This is a genomic window from Micromonospora sp. HM5-17, assembly GCF_003762835.1.
In the GTDB taxonomy this organism is placed as follows: Bacteria; Actinomycetota; Actinomycetes; order Mycobacteriales; family Micromonosporaceae; genus Plantactinospora.
Genome location: NZ_RJWA01000001.1, coordinates 696269 through 711709 on the forward strand (window position 1 = coordinate 696269; position 15441 = coordinate 711709).

Genomic DNA, 15441 nt, shown 5'->3' on the forward strand with positions numbered 1-15441 from the left:
GCGGTGCCCCTCGTCGACCGACCTAGCTGAACCGACGTCCCTCGTCGCGCCGGTAGGCCCAGCCGGCGACGGCGGCCAGCACCACGATCCAGACGCCCAGCATCACCAGCGAGGTCGGGTTGACCCGGAAGTCGCCGACCGCCGCCCACATCAGTTCGACCGCGCCCCGGGTCGGCAGGTACGGAGCGATCGCCGTGATGAAGCCCGGCGCGTCGCCCGGCGGGAACAGCAGACCGCCGCCGACGGCCAGCGGGAAGAAGATGACCTGGGCCACCACGGTCGCGGCCTTGCTCGGCAGCGCGTAGCCGATCGCGAGCCCCATCAGGGTGAACGGCACCGCGATGAGGACGACCGTGCCGAGCGCGGCCAGGAACGCCGGCCCGCTGACCCGGGCCTCGGTCGCCAGGGCGGCCACGAGCACCACCGGGATCAGCGACAGCAGGGTCATCGCCAGGCCGGCGGCGATCCGTCCGGCGAACCGTGGTGCGGCCCCGGCGGGAAGCGTACGCAGGTACGGGTCCCAGGGCTGGGCGCGGTCCTCGGCGACCCCGATGCCGTACTGGAAGATGTTGGTGCTCATCACCGCGAAGGTGACCATCGAGGCGGTGGCGTACGTCGCGACCACCGGGTCGTCGCCGCTGAACGGCACGACGAAGAACAGCATCGACACCGTCGGGAAGAACGTGCTACCGATCACCGCGATCGGGATCCGGACGGTCTCCAGGAGCTGGTATCTGGTGTGGACGAGGGCAAGGCGCACGGTCGGGCTCCTCAGGCGTCGGCGGTCTCGGCGGTGACGGGCGGGGCGGTGGTGGGAGTGGTGGCGCTGGTGATCGCCAGGAAGGCGTCCTCCAGCGAGGTGGGCCGGATCTCCAGGTCCGAGAAGGCGACGCCGCTGCGTACCAGGTCCCGGACGAACTGGTCGGAGTCGGTGGTGAGCAGCCGGGTCACCCCGTCGACCCGCTCCACGCCGCGTACGCCCGGCAGGTCCGGCAGATCCGGCGCGACCAGGTTGACCCGGCGTACCCGGCTCAGGCCCCGGATCGCGTCGACGGTGTCGTCCGCGAGCACCCGGCCGCGGCCGAGTACCACCACCCGCTGGGCCAGTTCCTCGATCTCCTCCAGGTAGTGGCTGCTGAGCAGCACCGTGCCGCCCTCGGCGTGGAACTGCCGGATGCCGTCCCACAGGTCACGGCGGGCGGTGACGTCCAGACCGGTGGTCGGCTCGTCGAGGACGACGAGGCGGGGACGGCCGACGAAGGCCAGGGCGACGGCGAGTCGTCGCCTCTGCCCGCCGGAGAGGCCACCGGTCTGCCGCCGGACCAGGTCGGTGAGGCCGAACCGGTCGAGCAGTTCGGCTCGGGGCATCGGGTCGGGGTAGTGCGCCGAGACGAGGTCGACCACCTCGCCGACCCGCAGCGTCGGCGGCAGACCGGTCTCCTGCGGGGTCATCCCGAGCCGGCGTCGCGACGCCGGATCCCGCGGGTCGCCGCCGAACAGCTCGACCCGGCCGGTGGTGACGCGGCGGAGCCCGACGAGGAGGTTCAGCAGGGTGCTCTTGCCGGCCCCGTTGGGACCGAGCAGCCCGACCAGCTCACCGGAGTGCAGGTCGAGGTTGACCCGATCGAGTGCGGTGATCTCGCCGTACCGGCGGGTGACCTGGACGGCGCGGGCTACGATCATGACTTCTCCTCGGTCGAGGGGGATCGGGGGGTCGGGTCGAGCAGGGCACGCACCGCGGCGGTGTACTCCTCGAAGGCGAGCCGGCCGCGTCGGGTCAGCCCGACGAGGGTGACCGGGGTACGTCCCTGGTGCGTCTTGACGATCTCGACGTACTTCGCCTCTTCGAGCTTGCGCAGGTGGACGGAGAGGTTCCCGGCCGTCATCCGCAGGATCTCCTGGAGCCGGGGGAAGGTGATCCGGTCGCGGTCGGACAGGGTCGCCAGGGTGGCCATCACCCGCAGCCGGGCCTGCGCGTGGATCACCGGGTCGAGTTCCGGCGGCGGTGCCGTGGTCACCGCGTTCCCCGTTCCGGGAGCGCCGGGGTCGGCCTCCGGCGCCGGAGTTCGACCAGGCCGCCGACCACCACCATGCCGCCGCCACCGGCGATCGCGACCACCAGCGCGTGCCAGCCCGGTCCGGTGACGATGCCGACGACGTTGGTGACGCTGATCCAGGCGCCGAGGGTGAAGAGGTTCCGGTCGAGCCAGATCGCACCGCCGGCCATGTGAAGGGCGCCGGTCAGCCCGACCATCACGCCGGACCAGAGCAGGGTGCTGAGCTCGTCGGGCAGGCGGTCGCTGACCTGGGCCAGTACGGTCGTCATCGTGGCGAAGCCGAGGCCCCAGGAGATGCCGTACCAGGCGCCCCGGCGGGCGGATTCACCGGTGACCTGTCCGTAGGCGCGGGCACTGACGAGGCCGGTGAGCAGCGCCGCCACCGCGAGCAGCCCGAGCAGCGTGGTCAGCGGCAGCCACGCCGGAAGCGCCACGAGGACCCGGCCGTCCGGCCCGAAGCGCAGGAAGAAGAGGCCGAACCCGATGAGCCAGGCCAGTCCCCAGGGCCAGTAGTAGAGCAGCATGTTCGGGGTGAGGCGACGCGCGGCCTCGGCCTGCTGCTCGGCGATCATGCGCAGCGCGGTCGCGGGATCGGCGGGGGGCCGCTCGTCCGGGTCGTCAAAGGACGCGCTGGCGTTACTCCCAGTCATGCAAACTACTTTACGGCACAAAGTCCACGACGTTGCCAACCAGTTTGCCCGGTTGTCATCGCTGGGGGAGCCGCCGCGACCGGAGGGAACCGCCGGGAGCCGCCGCGACCGGAGGGAACCGGACGTAATGCCCTCCGGCCGCGGCGGCCAGGTCGGCCGGGAAGCAGCAAGGCGGGCAGATCCGCCGGGAAGGCGACGGAGATTCGCGCCGGTAGGCGTCTCGGTTCCGCCGGGGCACCCTCCTCAGGCGGCCAGCGCCTCGGGCAACGGCGCGGTGTGCAGCACGGTGAGCCGGGAGACGGCCCGGGTCAGGACCACGTAGAGCCGGTGCAGGCCGCGCGGCTCCGCCGCCACGATCCGGGCCGGCTCGACGACGATCACGTGGTCGTACTCCAGGCCCTTGGCGACCGTGGCGGGGACGACCGAGACCCGCGCCGCGGCCTCGACCTCGTCGGCGGCCGCGGTCGCGATCCCGGCCCCGGCGAGCGCCGCGCGGAGTGGCTCGATGTCGGCGTCGGCGGCGATCACCGCGATCGACCCCTCGTGCCCCAGCGCCGCCCGGACCTCGGCCACCGTCGCGGTCGTCAGGTCGCCGACGGCGCGGACGTCCAGCGTGCCGTCGCGCCGCAGCGACTCGGCCGGCGGTACGTCGACCGCCAGCGCCGGCAGCAGCCGGTTGGCGAGGGCGACAACGGCGGCCGGCACCCGGAAGCCCATGGTCAACGGCACCACCGTCGCGTCCGGCTTGCCGAGGTGGCGCAACGTCTCCCGCCAGTCGGTCGCGGCCCACGGTGCGGTGCCCTGCGCCAGGTCGCCGAGGAGGGTCAGCGAACCGTGCTCGGTGCGCCGCGCGATCGCCCGGCACTGCATCGGGGAGAGGTCCTGCGCCTCGTCGACCACCACGTGCCCGAAGCTGGGCAGCCGTACGATCAGCCCGGCGGCCTCGTCGACCAGGACGGCGTCGGCCGCGCTCCACCTCGCCGCCTTCGGCGTTCGGGGCGGCTTCGCCCAGACCAGCAGCGCCTGCTCCGCCTCGGTGAGGACGCCGTCGGCGGCTTCGGCCAGGGCCTGTGGGTCGGCGAGCAACCGGTGCACCAGCCCGTCGGGCGTGACCGCCGGCCAGCAACGGTCGAGGAACTCGGTGACGGGTTTCGAGCGGCCCATCCGGCGCAGCCAGGCGTCGCCGGGGGAGTCCCCTCGCCGCGCCTCGACCTGGCGTTGGAGGAGGGCGACCACCCGGGCGCGGACCCGTTCCCGGGCGGTGCCGTACGGCAGTCTCTCCTGCCGGACCTCCTCGATTACCCGGCGCAGCGCCTCCGCGGTGATCCGCCACCGGTACGACCCGTCGGAGACGGTGATCGGCTCCTCCGGCTCTCGGATGAGCCCGGCCAGCGCCCGCCGGAGCACCTCGGCCATCCGGGGATCGTGCTTCACCGCGGCGGTCTCCGGCGGGTCCGTTCCCCGGACGGCGAGGGAGACGCCCCCGGTGGGGGTGCCGTCCGGCCGGTACGCCGCCGACGTCACCAGGTCCTCGACGGTTGCCTGGGTCACCTCCACCTCGCCGAGGGCCGGCAACACCGCGGAGATGTACGACAGGAACGCCCGGTTCGGCCCGACGATCAGCACACCGGAGCGGCGCAGCCGTTCCCGGTGCAGGTAGAGCAGGTACGCGGCCCGGTGCAGCCCGACCGCGGTCTTCCCCGTCCCGGGCGCCCCCTGGACGCAGACCGAGTCGGCCAGGTCGGCCCGGACCAGCTCGTCCTGCTCGGGCTGGATGGTGGCGACGATGTCGCGCATCGGCCCGACCCGGGGACGTTCGATCTCGGCGGTGAGGATCCGGCTCGCGGTGCCGTACTCCTCGCCCCGGTCGAGGTGTTCGTCCTCGAAGCTGGTCAGCTCACCCTGGTTGAAGCCGAAGCGGCGGCGGGTACGGACCCCCTGCGGGTCGCGGGCGCTCGCCCGGTAGAACGACCGGGAGACCGGTGCCCGCCAGTCCAGCACCATCGGTTCGCCGGCCTTGTCGGTGACGTGCCGCCGCCCGATGTGGTACGTGCCGTCGGCGAAGTCGAGACGGCCGAAGAAGAGTGGGGTGCTGGGGTCATCGGCTAGTTCGGCGACCCGCCGGGAGAGGGTGGTGCCGAGGGTTTCGGCGGTGAAACCGTCGCCGGCGGTCTCCGCGCCGGAGCGGAACAGCCCCTCGGCGTGCTCCCGCATCCGGCGCAGGGCCGCCCGGGAGGCAGCCAGGTGGGCACGTTCGGCGGCGAGCTCGGCGGCGAGGTGGTCCCCGGCGTGGGTGGTCGGCCGGGACGGCGGATCGGTGGCGAGGTCGAATGCAGGCACGATCATCGAAGGTCCTCGAAAGATTGAGATCCTGCTCGCGTATCCGTCAGGCTGGATGGCCAGCCCCGGCGCGGGACGTCCGCTACGGTGCGTGCTCACCGCGGCCGTCGGCAGGGCGAATCAGGATACGCCCCGTCGCCGTGCCGCTCTACCGATTTTTGACCTGTGTGTCCGGCGATGTCCGTCCGCCACCGAGGCGGGTGGGGCGTCGCGCGAGGGCAACGCCGGTGGTGGGCACCGTCGCAGCGGCCACTTCCCGAGCGGTCGGCGGAAGGGGCGCCGGGTTCGCCGGGTACGGTCGGATCATGACCGAGCTGCGGCGACCCCGGGTGGGCCACATCCAGTTCCTCAACTGCCTGCCGATCTACTGGGGGCTGATGCGTTCCGGCGCGCTGATCGACGTCGAGCTGCACAAGGACACCCCGGATCGGCTGAGCACCGCCCTGGTCGCCGGCGACCTGGACATCGGGCCGATCTCGCTGGTCGAGTACCTCCGGCACGCCGACGAGCTGCTCCTGCTGCCCGACCTCGCGGTCGGCAGTGACGGGCCGGTGCTCTCGGTGAACCTCGTCTCCACCCGCCCGCTCGCCGAGCTGGACGGGGTCAGGGTCGCGCTCGGCTCCACCTCCCGAACCGGGGTGACGCTCGCCCGGCTACTGCTCGCCGAGCGCTACGGGGTCGAGCCCGAGTACTTCCGCTGCCCGCCGGACCTGACCACGATGCTGCTGGAGGCGGCGGCCGGGGTGCTGATCGGTGATGTGGCGCTACGGGCCCTGTACGAGGCGCCGCGGCGCGGGCTGGAGGTCACCGACCTGGGGCAGGCGTGGCGGGAGTGGACCGGCCTGCCGATGGTCTTCGCCGTCTGGGCCGTACGACGGGACTTCGCCGCCGACCATCCGGGGCAGGTCAAGGACGTGCACGAGGCGTTCCTGCGGTCCCGGGACCTCTGCCTGGCCGAGCTGGACGAGGTGGCGGAGGCGGGGGCCCGGTGGGAGCCGTTCGACGCGGCGACGCTGGCGACGTACTTCCGGGCGCTCGACTTCTCGCTCGGCGAGCGGCAGGTGGCGGGGCTACGGGAGTTCGCCCGCCGGGCCGCGCCGCTGGCCGACCTTCCGGCGCTGCCGGCCGGAGGCCCGGCGTTCTTCACCGGCTGACGGCGTCACCGTCACCCCGGTCAACCGGACGTCCGCCGGCCCTGCCGGAGGGCCCGCGGACGTCGGTGGAAGCGCCTGCCGTGCCGGGTGCTGCCGTCGCCGGTCCGTGCGATCTCAGTCGGTACGGAGCTGACGCGCCACGTCCTCGCAGATCTTGGCGCCGTGCGTGTAACCGAGGTTGATCGCGTACCGGGTCTCGACCGCCATGGTCCAGCCGTCGCCGATCGCCAGGCAGTTGACCGTGTACTTCTGTTCGCGGGTGCGGTCCACCCAGCCGTTCTTGATCGCGATGGTCTTCTGGACGGAGGCCGGGAAGGCCTTGCGGATGCCGAAGTTGCCGACCCCGCGGACCGCGCGCATCTCGTCCAGGAGCCACTCCGTCCACTTCGGCCCGGCGGCCCGGCCGTCGGCGATGCAGGCGCCCATCCGGGCGGCGTCCCGGGCGGAGAGGGCGGTCCGGCTCCACCCGCCGTCCGCGGACGGGCTGCTGTCGGTCAGCTCGCAGATGTCGATCAGCCGCTTGATCGACGCCGTACCCCCGTTGAGTTCGTAGAGAGTCTGGGCGGCGGCGTTGTCGCTGTCCCGGATCATGATCGAGACCTGGTGAAGTCGAGCGTCGCTCGGGGTCTGGCCCTTCTCGGCGGCGCGGCGCAGGTAGTCGGCGCCGATCCAGGCCTTGATCATCGAGGCGGTCGGGTTGGTCTCGTCCATGTTGCCCGACCCGGAGATCTTGCCCGTACGGGTGTCCATGAGGGCCCAGTTCCACCAGCCGTCGGTGTCGACCGTCACGTTGGTCGGAGCGACCGGCAGCGGCGGCAGCGTCGGGCTCGGCGTCGGGGTGGGGGTCGTCCGGCCCGGAGTCCCACCGGTCGTGGCCGAGTCGCCCGAACCCGCCGGTTCGCCCCACCTGGCGGCGGCGGTGCTGGCGAACGGGGAACCGGGCAGGAGCCGGAGGCCGACCAACACCAGTACGAGCAGGACACCGGTGATCAGGCTCAGCCGGAGCGCCGTCGCGCGGGTGGAGTCGGAGCCGGTGCCCCGAGCGGAATCTCGCCGGCGTGCCATCAGAACGTTCCTCCGCCCGGGTTGGCCGACGAGTCGGGGTCGGCCGACGAGTCGGTGATCGGCTTCGGCACCTTCATCGCGGCACCGGGGCGCGGCGTGACGAGTTGGCTGGCCACGCTGGCGCAGATCCTGGCCCCGAAGTCGAGACCATTACGCACCGGGTACCGGGTCAGCACCGACAGCACCCAGTCGTCGGCGACGGCCAGGCAGTTCAGGTGCCACATCCCGTCGGCCCAGATCGGGGTCCAGCCGTTCTTGATTCCCACGCCCTGCGACACGATCTCCTTTGGCAGGCCGTCGATGATGCCCCAGCGACCGCCGCCCTGGCGGAGCTGCTGGTCCTTCGCGGCGGTGGTGCCCCGCACCTTGGTCATCTCCTCCAGCACCCACTTCGTCCACTTCGGCCCGGCGGCGGTGCCGTCCTTGATGCACTCTCCCATCCGGACGGCGTCCCGAGCGGACATTTGGGTGTAACTCCACCAGACGGTGCTCTTCCCGGGCGGAATTACCTTCCGGGTCTCGGTGAGACCGCACATCTCGATCAGCCGGTCGATCACCGCGCCCCGGCCGCCCGCGTTGAAGAGCGCCTCGGCGGCGTCGTCGTTGCTGTCCCGGATCGCCGTGCTGGCCTGCCGGCGGCGTGTGGGCGACGGTTCCGCGTCACCGAGGCGGCGGAGATAGTCCGCGACGATCCAGACCTTGATCATCGATTCGGTGGAGTTGGTCGCCGTCATGTTCTTGGCGCCGGAGATCTTGCCGGTCTTCCGGTCCAGCAGCGCCCAGGAGACGAAGCCGTCAACCCCGCGGACGGTCACCGGCGCGGCGGCGAGTGTCGGCGCCGGCGGTGCCGCCGGGATGATTCCGGCCTCCTCGTCCGGCGACGACGAGTCGCCCGAACCTGGGCCGACGAGCTTCGCGTAGGCGGTGGGCACGAGCAGCAGCCCGCCAAGCACGATTGCGGCGATGGCGAGCACCAGGGGCAGGCGGGAGCGCATGAGGAGAAGGCTCCAAGCGTGAGGGCCGGGGGGCCGCGTTGTCCGAGGCACAGGGGGTCTTGTGACGTTGTCAGCGCGGTCCCTCGCCCCACACCGGCGGGTGCGCCGCGCCTCCCGTCCCGCCGGGGGACGGCGGAACGGAACGGGGCAAGTCTACGTGCCGTGGCCCGGTTCGCCAGACCGCCGACCCGGCGAGCCGGGATCTCGTGCCGGGAAATACGTCGCCATCTCGTGCTATATCCCGAATATTCGGTGCAGTGTGACCAGGGTCACGGCCGTCGGGCGGGAGTCGGTGGCTACTCGGCGTCGATCAGGTGGCCGGGGGTACCAGGCCGCAATTCTGTTACACATCTTGGTTATCTGCATGTCGGGCTGTAACACTTGCTCCGTGCACGGACATCACTTTCCGGAGCCGGGTGACGGTCCCGCCAGCGGCCTGCTCGGTCAGGTCGAGGCGGCCGAGGCGGCGCTGCGGGCCGCCGCCGAGCGTGGCCGGCCCGGTGCCCCGGACGGCGCGGCCGGCGACACCGACCCGCAGGAGTACTTCACCGCGTTGATCGAGGCCGACCAGAAGATCGAGCCTCGGGACTGGATGCCGGACGCCTACCGGCGGACGCTCATCCGGCAGATCGCGCAGCACGCGCATTCCGAGATCATCGGTATGCAACCGGAGGGGAACTGGATCACCCGCGCACCCTCGCTCAAACGCAAGGCGATCCTGCTGGCCAAGGTCCAGGACGAGGCCGGACACGGCCTCTACCTGTACGCCGCCGCCGAGACCCTCGGGGTGAGCCGGGACGAACTGGTCGAGCTGCTGCTGGCGGGGCGGCAGAAGTACAGCTCGATCTTCAACTATCCGACCCTGACCTGGGCGGACGTCGGTGCCATCGGCTGGCTGGTGGACGGCGCGGCGATCGTCAACCAGGTGCCGCTCTGCCGCTGCTCCTACGGGCCGTACGCGCGGGCGATGATCCGGATCTGCAAGGAGGAGTCCTTCCACCAGCGGCAGGGATACGAGATCCTCTACACCCTGGCGCACGGCACGCCCGCGCAGCGGGAGATGGCCCAGGACGCGGTGAACCGGTGGTGGTACCCCTCACTGGCGATGTTCGGCCCGCCGGACCGCGACTCCACCCACTCCGAGCAGTCGATGGCGTGGAAGATCAAGCGGTTCTCCAACGACGAGCTCCGGCAGCGCTTCGTCGACATGTGCGTGCCGCAGGCCGAGATCCTCGGCCTGCGGATCCCCGACCCGGAACTCCGCTGGAACCCCGAGCGGCAGTCGTACGACTTCACCCCGCCGGACTACGCCGAGCTGATGCGGGTGATCTCCGGTGACGGACCGTGCAACCGGCAGCGAATGGCGCGCCGGCGTCGCGCCCACGCCGAGGGTGCCTGGGTCCGGGAGGCCGCCGCGGCGTACGCCGCCAAGCGGGCGGCCCGGGCGACGGCCCCGACGGAGGTGGCGGCGTGAGCGACGACCCGCGGACCCGGACCGGCGGCGGCGCGCCGGCCAAGACGGCCGACCGGTCCGGCTGGCCACTCTGGGAGGTCTTCGTCCGCCCCCGGCGCGGGCTGGCGCACCACCACGTCGGCAGCCTGCACGCCCCGGACGCCGAACTGGCGCTCCGCAACGCCCGCGACCTGTACACACGCCGGCAGGAGGGGGTCTCCATCTGGGTCGTCCCGGCCGCCGCGATCACCGCCTCCAGCCCGGACGAAAAGGACGCCTTCTTCGCCCCGGCCGCCGACAAGGTCTACCGGCACCCGACCTTCTACGAGGTGCCGGAGGGGGCGGCCCACCTGTGAAGACCACCGTGGACCACCTGCTGGCGCTCGGCGACGACGCGCTCATCGCCGCGCAGCGGCTCGGGGAGTGGGTCGCGGCCGCCCCCGAGCTGGAGGAGGACGTCGCGCTCGCCAACATCGCGCTGGACCAGCTCGGCGCCGCCCGGCTGCTGCTGACGTACGCGGGGGAACTGGAGGGCGCCGGTCGGGACGAGGACGCGCTGGCGTACCTGCGCGACGACCGCGAGTTCCGCAACTGTCTGCTGGTCGAGCTGCCGAACGGCGACTTCGCGGTCACCATGGCGAAACTGCTCTTCCTGGCGGCGTACCAGCTCACGCTCTACACCGCGCTCAGTGGATGCGCGGACGAACGCCTCGCCGCGATCGCCAGCAAGGCGCGCAAGGAGGTCGCCTACCACCTCGACCACGCCCGGCTGTGGACGGTGCGGCTCGGCGACGGCACCGCCGAATCGCACCGGCGGATGCAGGCGGCGGTCGACGAGATCTGGCCGTACACCCACGAGCTCTTCCTGCCCGACCCGACCGCGCCGGTCGATCCGGCCGGACTCCGCGCCGAGTTCCTGGCCATCGTCGAGCCGGTGCTCGCCGAGGCGACGCTGGAGCGTCCGGCCGACGACTGGGCGCCGGAGGGCGGCCGGCGGGGACTGCACACCGAGCACCTCTCCTACCTGCTCGCCGAGATGCAGGTGCTGCACCGCGCCCACCCCGGAGCGCGCTGGTGAGCGCGAGAGGTGCCCGATCCGGGCTGGTTCGCGTGGGAGGCGGCCACACCCGAACGCGAGGTGCCGACGCGTGGCGACCCGGCTCCGCGGTCCCGGCCGGAGGGTCGGCCCGATGAGCGCCGACCGGCTCCGCGACGTGGTGGCGGCGGTGGTCGACCCGGAGCTGCGGGTGGTGACCATCGAGGAGCTCGGCATCCTCCGGGACGTGGCGGAGGACCCGACGAGCGGGCGGGTCACCGTGACCATCACCCCGACCTACACCGGCTGCCCGGCGATGGACGTCATCCGTGCCGACATCCGGCGCGCCCTGGCCGCCGCCGGGCACCCGGACGCCGAGGTCGTCACGGTCTACGCCCCGGCCTGGAGCACCGACTGGATCTCCGCGTCCGGCCGGGCGAAGCTCGCCGCCGCCGGCATCGCCCCACCGGGTCCCGCCGGCTCCGGCCGGTCGGTCCCGCTGACCCTGACCGTACGCTGCCCGCACTGCGGGGCCGCCGACACCGAGCAGGTCAGCCGCTTCGGCTCGACGGCCTGCAAGGCGCTGTGGCGCTGCCGGGCCTGCCGGGAACCCTTCGACCACCTGAGGGCGCTGTGAGTGTGACGATCACCCGGCCGGTACGCCGTCGGCCGGTCTTCCACCCGCTGCCGGTCCGCGCCGTCGACCGGCTCACCGAGGACGCGGTCGCGGTCACCTTCGCGGTGCCGCCGGAGCTGCGCGACACGTTCGCGTTCCGGGCCGGCCAGCATCTCACCGTGCGCCGGGTCGGCGAGGACGGCGCGGAGGTACGGCGCTCGTACTCGATCTGCTCGACCCCGGCCGAGCTGGCCGCGGCGGGTCGGCTGCGGATCGGCGTCCGTGAGGTGCCGGGCGGCGCCTTCTCCCGGTTCGCGGTCACCTCGCTCCGGGCCGGCGACACGGTCGAGGTGCTGCCGCCGCTCGGGCACTTCACCACGGACTTCGCGCCGGACCGGGTCCGGCGCTACGCCGCGATCGCCGCCGGCTCCGGCATCACCCCGGTGCTCTCGCTGGTCGCCACCGCGCTCGCGGTCGAGCCGGCGAGCAGCGTCACCCTGCTCTACGGCAACCGGTACGCCCGTACCGTGATGTTCGCCGAGGAACTGGCGGACCTGAAGGACCGGTATCCGGAGCGGCTGCAACTGCTGCACGTCCTCTCCCGGGAGCCGGGTGAGGCGCCGCTGCTCTCCGGCCGGATCGACGCCGACCGGCTCGGGCGGATTCTCGACACCATCGTCCCGGTCGACCGGGTCGACGAGTGGTTCCTCTGTGGGCCGTACGGCATGGTGGTCGACGCCCGGGCGGTGCTCGCCGACCGGGGCGTACCGGCGGACGCCGTCCACGCGGAGCTGTTCCACGTCGACGCGCCGCCCGCGCCGCCGGCGCGTCCGACCGGGGCGGCGGGCGGGAGCGAGGTGACGGTCCGGCTGGACGGCCGGACGTCGCGCTTCCGGATGGGGCGCGACGAGCGGGTGCTGGACGCGGCGCTCAGGGTCCGCGGCGAGTTGCCGTACGCCTGCAAGGGCGGGGTCTGCTCGACGTGCCGGGCGAAGCTGGTTGCCGGCGAGGTGACGATGGCTCGGAACTACGCACTGGAGCCGGACGAGGTGGCCGCCGGGTACGTCCTCACCTGCCAGGCCAGCCCGGTGAGCGAGACCCTGGAGCTCGACTACGACGCGTGAGAGTGCCGCGCCGGAGCGGAGCGTGGCCCTTGTGTGATCGAAGTATTCCCACTAGTAAGAGCGCATGCGACTGCTCCCGCGCCGTACCCCGGTCCGAGTCGTGCTGGCGGCCTGCCTGGCGGTGGGGGTGACGGGTGCGGGTCTGCCCGGGTCGCCCGCCGCCGTGGCCCTGGCGGCGGCACCGGCGGCCGGGGCGCCGGCGGCCGCCGACCCGTTCCCGGCGTACACCCGGTTCAACATCCCGGCCGAGGACGGCACCCGGGACCGGGCGATCGAGGACGAGCTGGTCCGGCTCGCGGACGGCGTACCGGCCGGCTCCTACATCCGGGCCGTCATGTTCAGCTGGAGCTCGCCGGTGGTCGCCGAGGCGCTGGCCCGGGCGGCGGCCCGGGGCGCCGTCGTACGGGTCGTGCTCGACGAGACCGGCGGCGGGGTCAACACCCGTGCGGACAACGCGGCACTCCAGGTGCTCCGCTCGGCGAACCTGGACGACCTGGTGATCTGCGGTAAGACCGCGGCGGCGGTCGCCGGCTCGACCGCGTGCATCGGCAACCGGAGCAACTCGATCAACCACAACAAGATCTTCACGTTCTCGACCAGCGGCACGATGAAGCGCGTCGTCGTCATCAGTTCGCAGAACCTGACGTTCAGCCAGAACAACTACTTCAACAGCGCGCTGATCGTGCACGAGGACTACGACCTGTACGACCACTTCACGGCGTACTTCAACGACCTGCGCGCGCAGCGGAAGAACAACGACTACTTCAACTCCGCCAACGGCTACTACAAGTCCCCGAACACCGGTGTCACCGTCTACCACTCGCCAAGGGCCGACAGCGACACGCTGGCGAACCGGCTGGCCGAGGTGACGGCGTACGAGCCCGGCTGCTCGGTGGACGTGGCCCACGCGCAGATCACCGACGCCCGCCCCGAGGTCGCCGCCCAACTGCGCCGGATCGGCCGGATGGGCTGCCGGGTGCGGGTGGTGTACGGCTCGATGGGCGGCACCACGTACGCCACGCTGAACGGGCAGCCGAACATCTCGCTGAAGAAGTACCACGACGCCGAGGCCAGCAACTACGACGGTCGGGTGGTCACCGTCCACTCGAAGAACGTCATCATCCGCGGCACCTTCGCCGGGGTCCCCGGCCGCAGCATCGTCTTCACCGGCTCGCACAACATCACCGAGCCGGCGCTGCACGACCACGACGAGACACTGGTCAAGATCGAGCACCCGACGGTCTGGAACGACTTCCACGCCAACTTCGAGACGCTGTGGAGCCGGGCCAAGTGCGTCAACCCCGACAACGGCAGCTGCACCACCTGACCGGGGGCGGTCGGAGCGATCGGAGGGTGGTGTGGCCGACAGCCGAGGGCGGGCCCTGCTGCGCCGCCGGGGCGCGGCGTAGGCTCGGGGGCGTGACGGCGAGCCGGGACATCGACGACATCCTGCAACGCGGCGCGGACGGCGGGCGGATCACGCCCGAGGAGGCGCTGCTGCTCTACACCGAGGCGCCCTTCCACGCGCTCGGCGAGGCGGCCGACGCGGTACGGCGACGCCGCTACCCGGACAACATCGTCACGTACCTGATCGACCGCAACATCAACTACACCAACGTCTGCGTCACCGCGTGCAGGTTCTGCGCCTTCTACCGGCCGCCGAAGCACAAGGAGGGCTGGACCCACCCGACCGAGGAGATCCTTCGGCGCTGCGGTGAGGCGGTCGAGCTGGGCGCCACCCAGGTGATGCTCCAGGGCGGCCACCACCCCGACTACGGCGTCGAGTACTACGAGGAGCTCTTCTCCGCGGTCAAGCGGGCGTACCCGCAGCTCGCGATCCACTCGATCGGGCCGAGCGAGATCCTGCACATGGCGAAGGTCTCCGGCGTCAGCCTCGAGGAGGCGATCCGCCGGATCAAGGCCGCCGGGCTGGACTCGATCGCCGGGGCCGGCGCCGAGATGCTGCCGGACCGGCCGCGCAAGGCGATCGCCCCGCTGAAGGAGTCCGGCGCCCGCTGGCTGGAGGTGATGGAGCTCGCCCACCGGCAGGGGATCGAGTCGACCGCCACCATGATGATGGGGACCGGCGAGACCAACGCCGAGCGGATCGAGCACATGCGCATGATCCGGGACGTGCAGGACCGCACCCGGGGCTTCCGGGCCTTCATCCCCTGGACGTACCAGCCGGAGAACAACCACCTCAAGGGGCGGACCCAGGCGACCACGATGGAGTACCTGCGGCTCATCGCGGTGGCCCGGCTCTTCTTCGACACCGTTCCGCACCTCCAGGCGTCGTGGCTGACCACGGGCAAGGAGGTCGGTCAGCTCGCCCTGCACATGGGGGTGGACGACCTCGGGTCGATCATGCTGGAGGAGAACGTCATCTCCTCGGCCGGCGCGCGGCACCGCGCCAACCTGCACGAGCTGATCTGGATGATCCGCTCCGCCGACCGGGTCCCGGCACAGCGTGACACCCTTTACCGCCACCTCCGGGTGCACCGCACCCCGGCCGACGACCCGACCGACGACCGGGTGGTGTCGCACTTCTCGTCGATCGCGCTGCCGGGCGGCGGGGTGGGTCGACCGCTGCCTCTGGTCGAGGCCCGCTGAGCCGGGCTCGGCCGAGGTTCGCCGGGCACGACTCCGGCCAGGTCCGCCGGCTCGCGCCGCATCCCGCCGGGCGGGGTCGCCGGGCCCGCCGGATGATCCTCCGTTCGGTCCACTCGGAATGGGCGAGCGGCCGGTTGTCGGTGGCGAATCGGCGAGTTACCGGCAGGTACGCCCCGGAAAAGCGGGATTAATCGGGACATCCTGGGTGCACATTCTGGTTTCGTCGTCATAACGGTTGGATCAACGAAGCGGGCTTGCCGACGCGAACCCGATAACGTCCCCGGCGAACGTCCCGACCGGTCGAGACGGCGGCGGGATGTCGACCGGTGATGGTCGTCCTC

General features: G+C 72.1%; 15 protein-coding genes. 8 read left to right on the forward strand and 7 right to left on the reverse strand.

From position 1 onward, the window contains the following. Positions 1-22: 22 nt before the first annotated feature. The 5 genes from EF879_RS03160 to EF879_RS03180 all read right to left on the reverse strand — a co-directional run bounded on the left by EF879_RS03160 (position 23) and on the right by EF879_RS03180 (position 5053). A complete protein-coding gene (locus tag EF879_RS03160) occupies positions 23-760 on the reverse strand; it encodes an ABC transporter permease (protein WP_123554420.1) in 738 nt (245 codons plus the stop codon). 11 nt (positions 761-771) lie between these two features. Next, a complete protein-coding gene (locus tag EF879_RS03165; protein ID WP_123554422.1) occupies positions 772-1683 on the reverse strand; it encodes an ABC transporter ATP-binding protein in 912 nt (303 codons plus the stop codon). Further along, on the reverse strand, positions 1680-2018 hold the full coding sequence (locus EF879_RS27475; protein WP_233604187.1) for a transcriptional regulator: 339 nt from the start codon (positions 2016-2018) through the stop codon (positions 1680-1682). Before EF879_RS27475 ends, EF879_RS03165 begins: the two co-directional genes overlap by 4 nt. Continuing rightward, complete coding sequence (locus EF879_RS03175) at positions 2015-2707, reverse strand: transporter (protein ID WP_123554424.1); 693 nt, start codon at positions 2705-2707, stop codon at positions 2015-2017. Before EF879_RS03175 ends, EF879_RS27475 begins: the two co-directional genes overlap by 4 nt. A 243-nt stretch (positions 2708-2950) precedes the next feature. Next, positions 2951-5053, reverse strand: a complete 2103-nt coding sequence (locus EF879_RS03180) for an AAA family ATPase (RefSeq protein WP_123554426.1) — start codon at positions 5051-5053, stop codon at positions 2951-2953. A 299-nt stretch (positions 5054-5352) separates the two neighbouring features. Here EF879_RS03180 and EF879_RS03185 point away from each other — a divergent pair, with 299 nt between their 5' ends. Next, on the forward strand, positions 5353-6201 hold the full coding sequence (locus tag EF879_RS03185; RefSeq protein WP_123555319.1) for a menaquinone biosynthetic enzyme MqnA/MqnD family protein: 849 nt from the start codon (positions 5353-5355) through the stop codon (positions 6199-6201). Positions 6202-6315: 114 nt separating this feature from the next. Here the strand turns inward: EF879_RS03185 and EF879_RS03190 are convergent, their stop codons facing one another. Further along, a complete protein-coding gene (locus tag EF879_RS03190; RefSeq protein ID WP_123554428.1) occupies positions 6316-7266 on the reverse strand; it encodes a serine hydrolase in 951 nt (316 codons plus the stop codon). Next, a complete protein-coding gene (locus EF879_RS03195; RefSeq protein ID WP_123554430.1) occupies positions 7266-8261 on the reverse strand; it encodes a hypothetical protein in 996 nt (331 codons plus the stop codon). Before EF879_RS03195 ends, EF879_RS03190 begins: the two co-directional genes overlap by 1 nt. A gap of 364 nt (positions 8262-8625) precedes the next feature. Here EF879_RS03195 and paaA point away from each other — a divergent pair, with 364 nt between their 5' ends. The 7 genes from paaA (at position 8626) to mqnC (ending at position 15100) form a co-directional block, all read left to right on the forward strand. Further along, complete coding sequence (paaA, locus tag EF879_RS03200; protein ID WP_370375437.1) at positions 8626-9735, forward strand: 1,2-phenylacetyl-CoA epoxidase subunit PaaA; 1110 nt, start codon at positions 8626-8628, stop codon at positions 9733-9735. Positions 9736-9836: 101 nt separating this feature from the next. After that, positions 9837-10070 (forward strand): 1,2-phenylacetyl-CoA epoxidase subunit PaaB, encoded by a 234-nt coding sequence (paaB, locus tag EF879_RS03205; RefSeq protein WP_370375448.1) that lies wholly within the window; start codon positions 9837-9839, stop codon positions 10068-10070. Continuing rightward, positions 10067-10792 (forward strand): 1,2-phenylacetyl-CoA epoxidase subunit PaaC, encoded by a 726-nt coding sequence (gene paaC / locus EF879_RS03210; RefSeq protein ID WP_123554436.1) that lies wholly within the window; start codon positions 10067-10069, stop codon positions 10790-10792. The genes paaB and paaC overlap by 4 nt, the downstream gene beginning before the upstream one ends. A gap of 112 nt (positions 10793-10904) precedes the next feature. Further along, entirely contained in the window at positions 10905-11387 is a 483-nt protein-coding gene (gene paaD / locus EF879_RS03215; RefSeq protein WP_123555321.1) for a 1,2-phenylacetyl-CoA epoxidase subunit PaaD, read from the forward strand. Further along, complete coding sequence (paaE, locus tag EF879_RS03220) at positions 11384-12490, forward strand: 1,2-phenylacetyl-CoA epoxidase subunit PaaE (protein WP_123554438.1); 1107 nt, start codon at positions 11384-11386, stop codon at positions 12488-12490. Before paaD ends, paaE begins: the two co-directional genes overlap by 4 nt. Positions 12491-12554: 64 nt before the next feature. Beyond that, on the forward strand, positions 12555-13817 hold the full coding sequence (locus EF879_RS03225; RefSeq protein ID WP_123554440.1) for a phosphatidylserine/phosphatidylglycerophosphate/cardiolipin synthase family protein: 1263 nt from the start codon (positions 12555-12557) through the stop codon (positions 13815-13817). Positions 13818-13909: 92 nt separating this feature from the next. After that, positions 13910-15100, forward strand: a complete 1191-nt coding sequence (gene mqnC / locus EF879_RS03230) for a cyclic dehypoxanthinyl futalosine synthase (protein ID WP_123554442.1) — start codon at positions 13910-13912, stop codon at positions 15098-15100. The last annotated feature ends 341 nt before the right edge of the window (positions 15101-15441 follow it).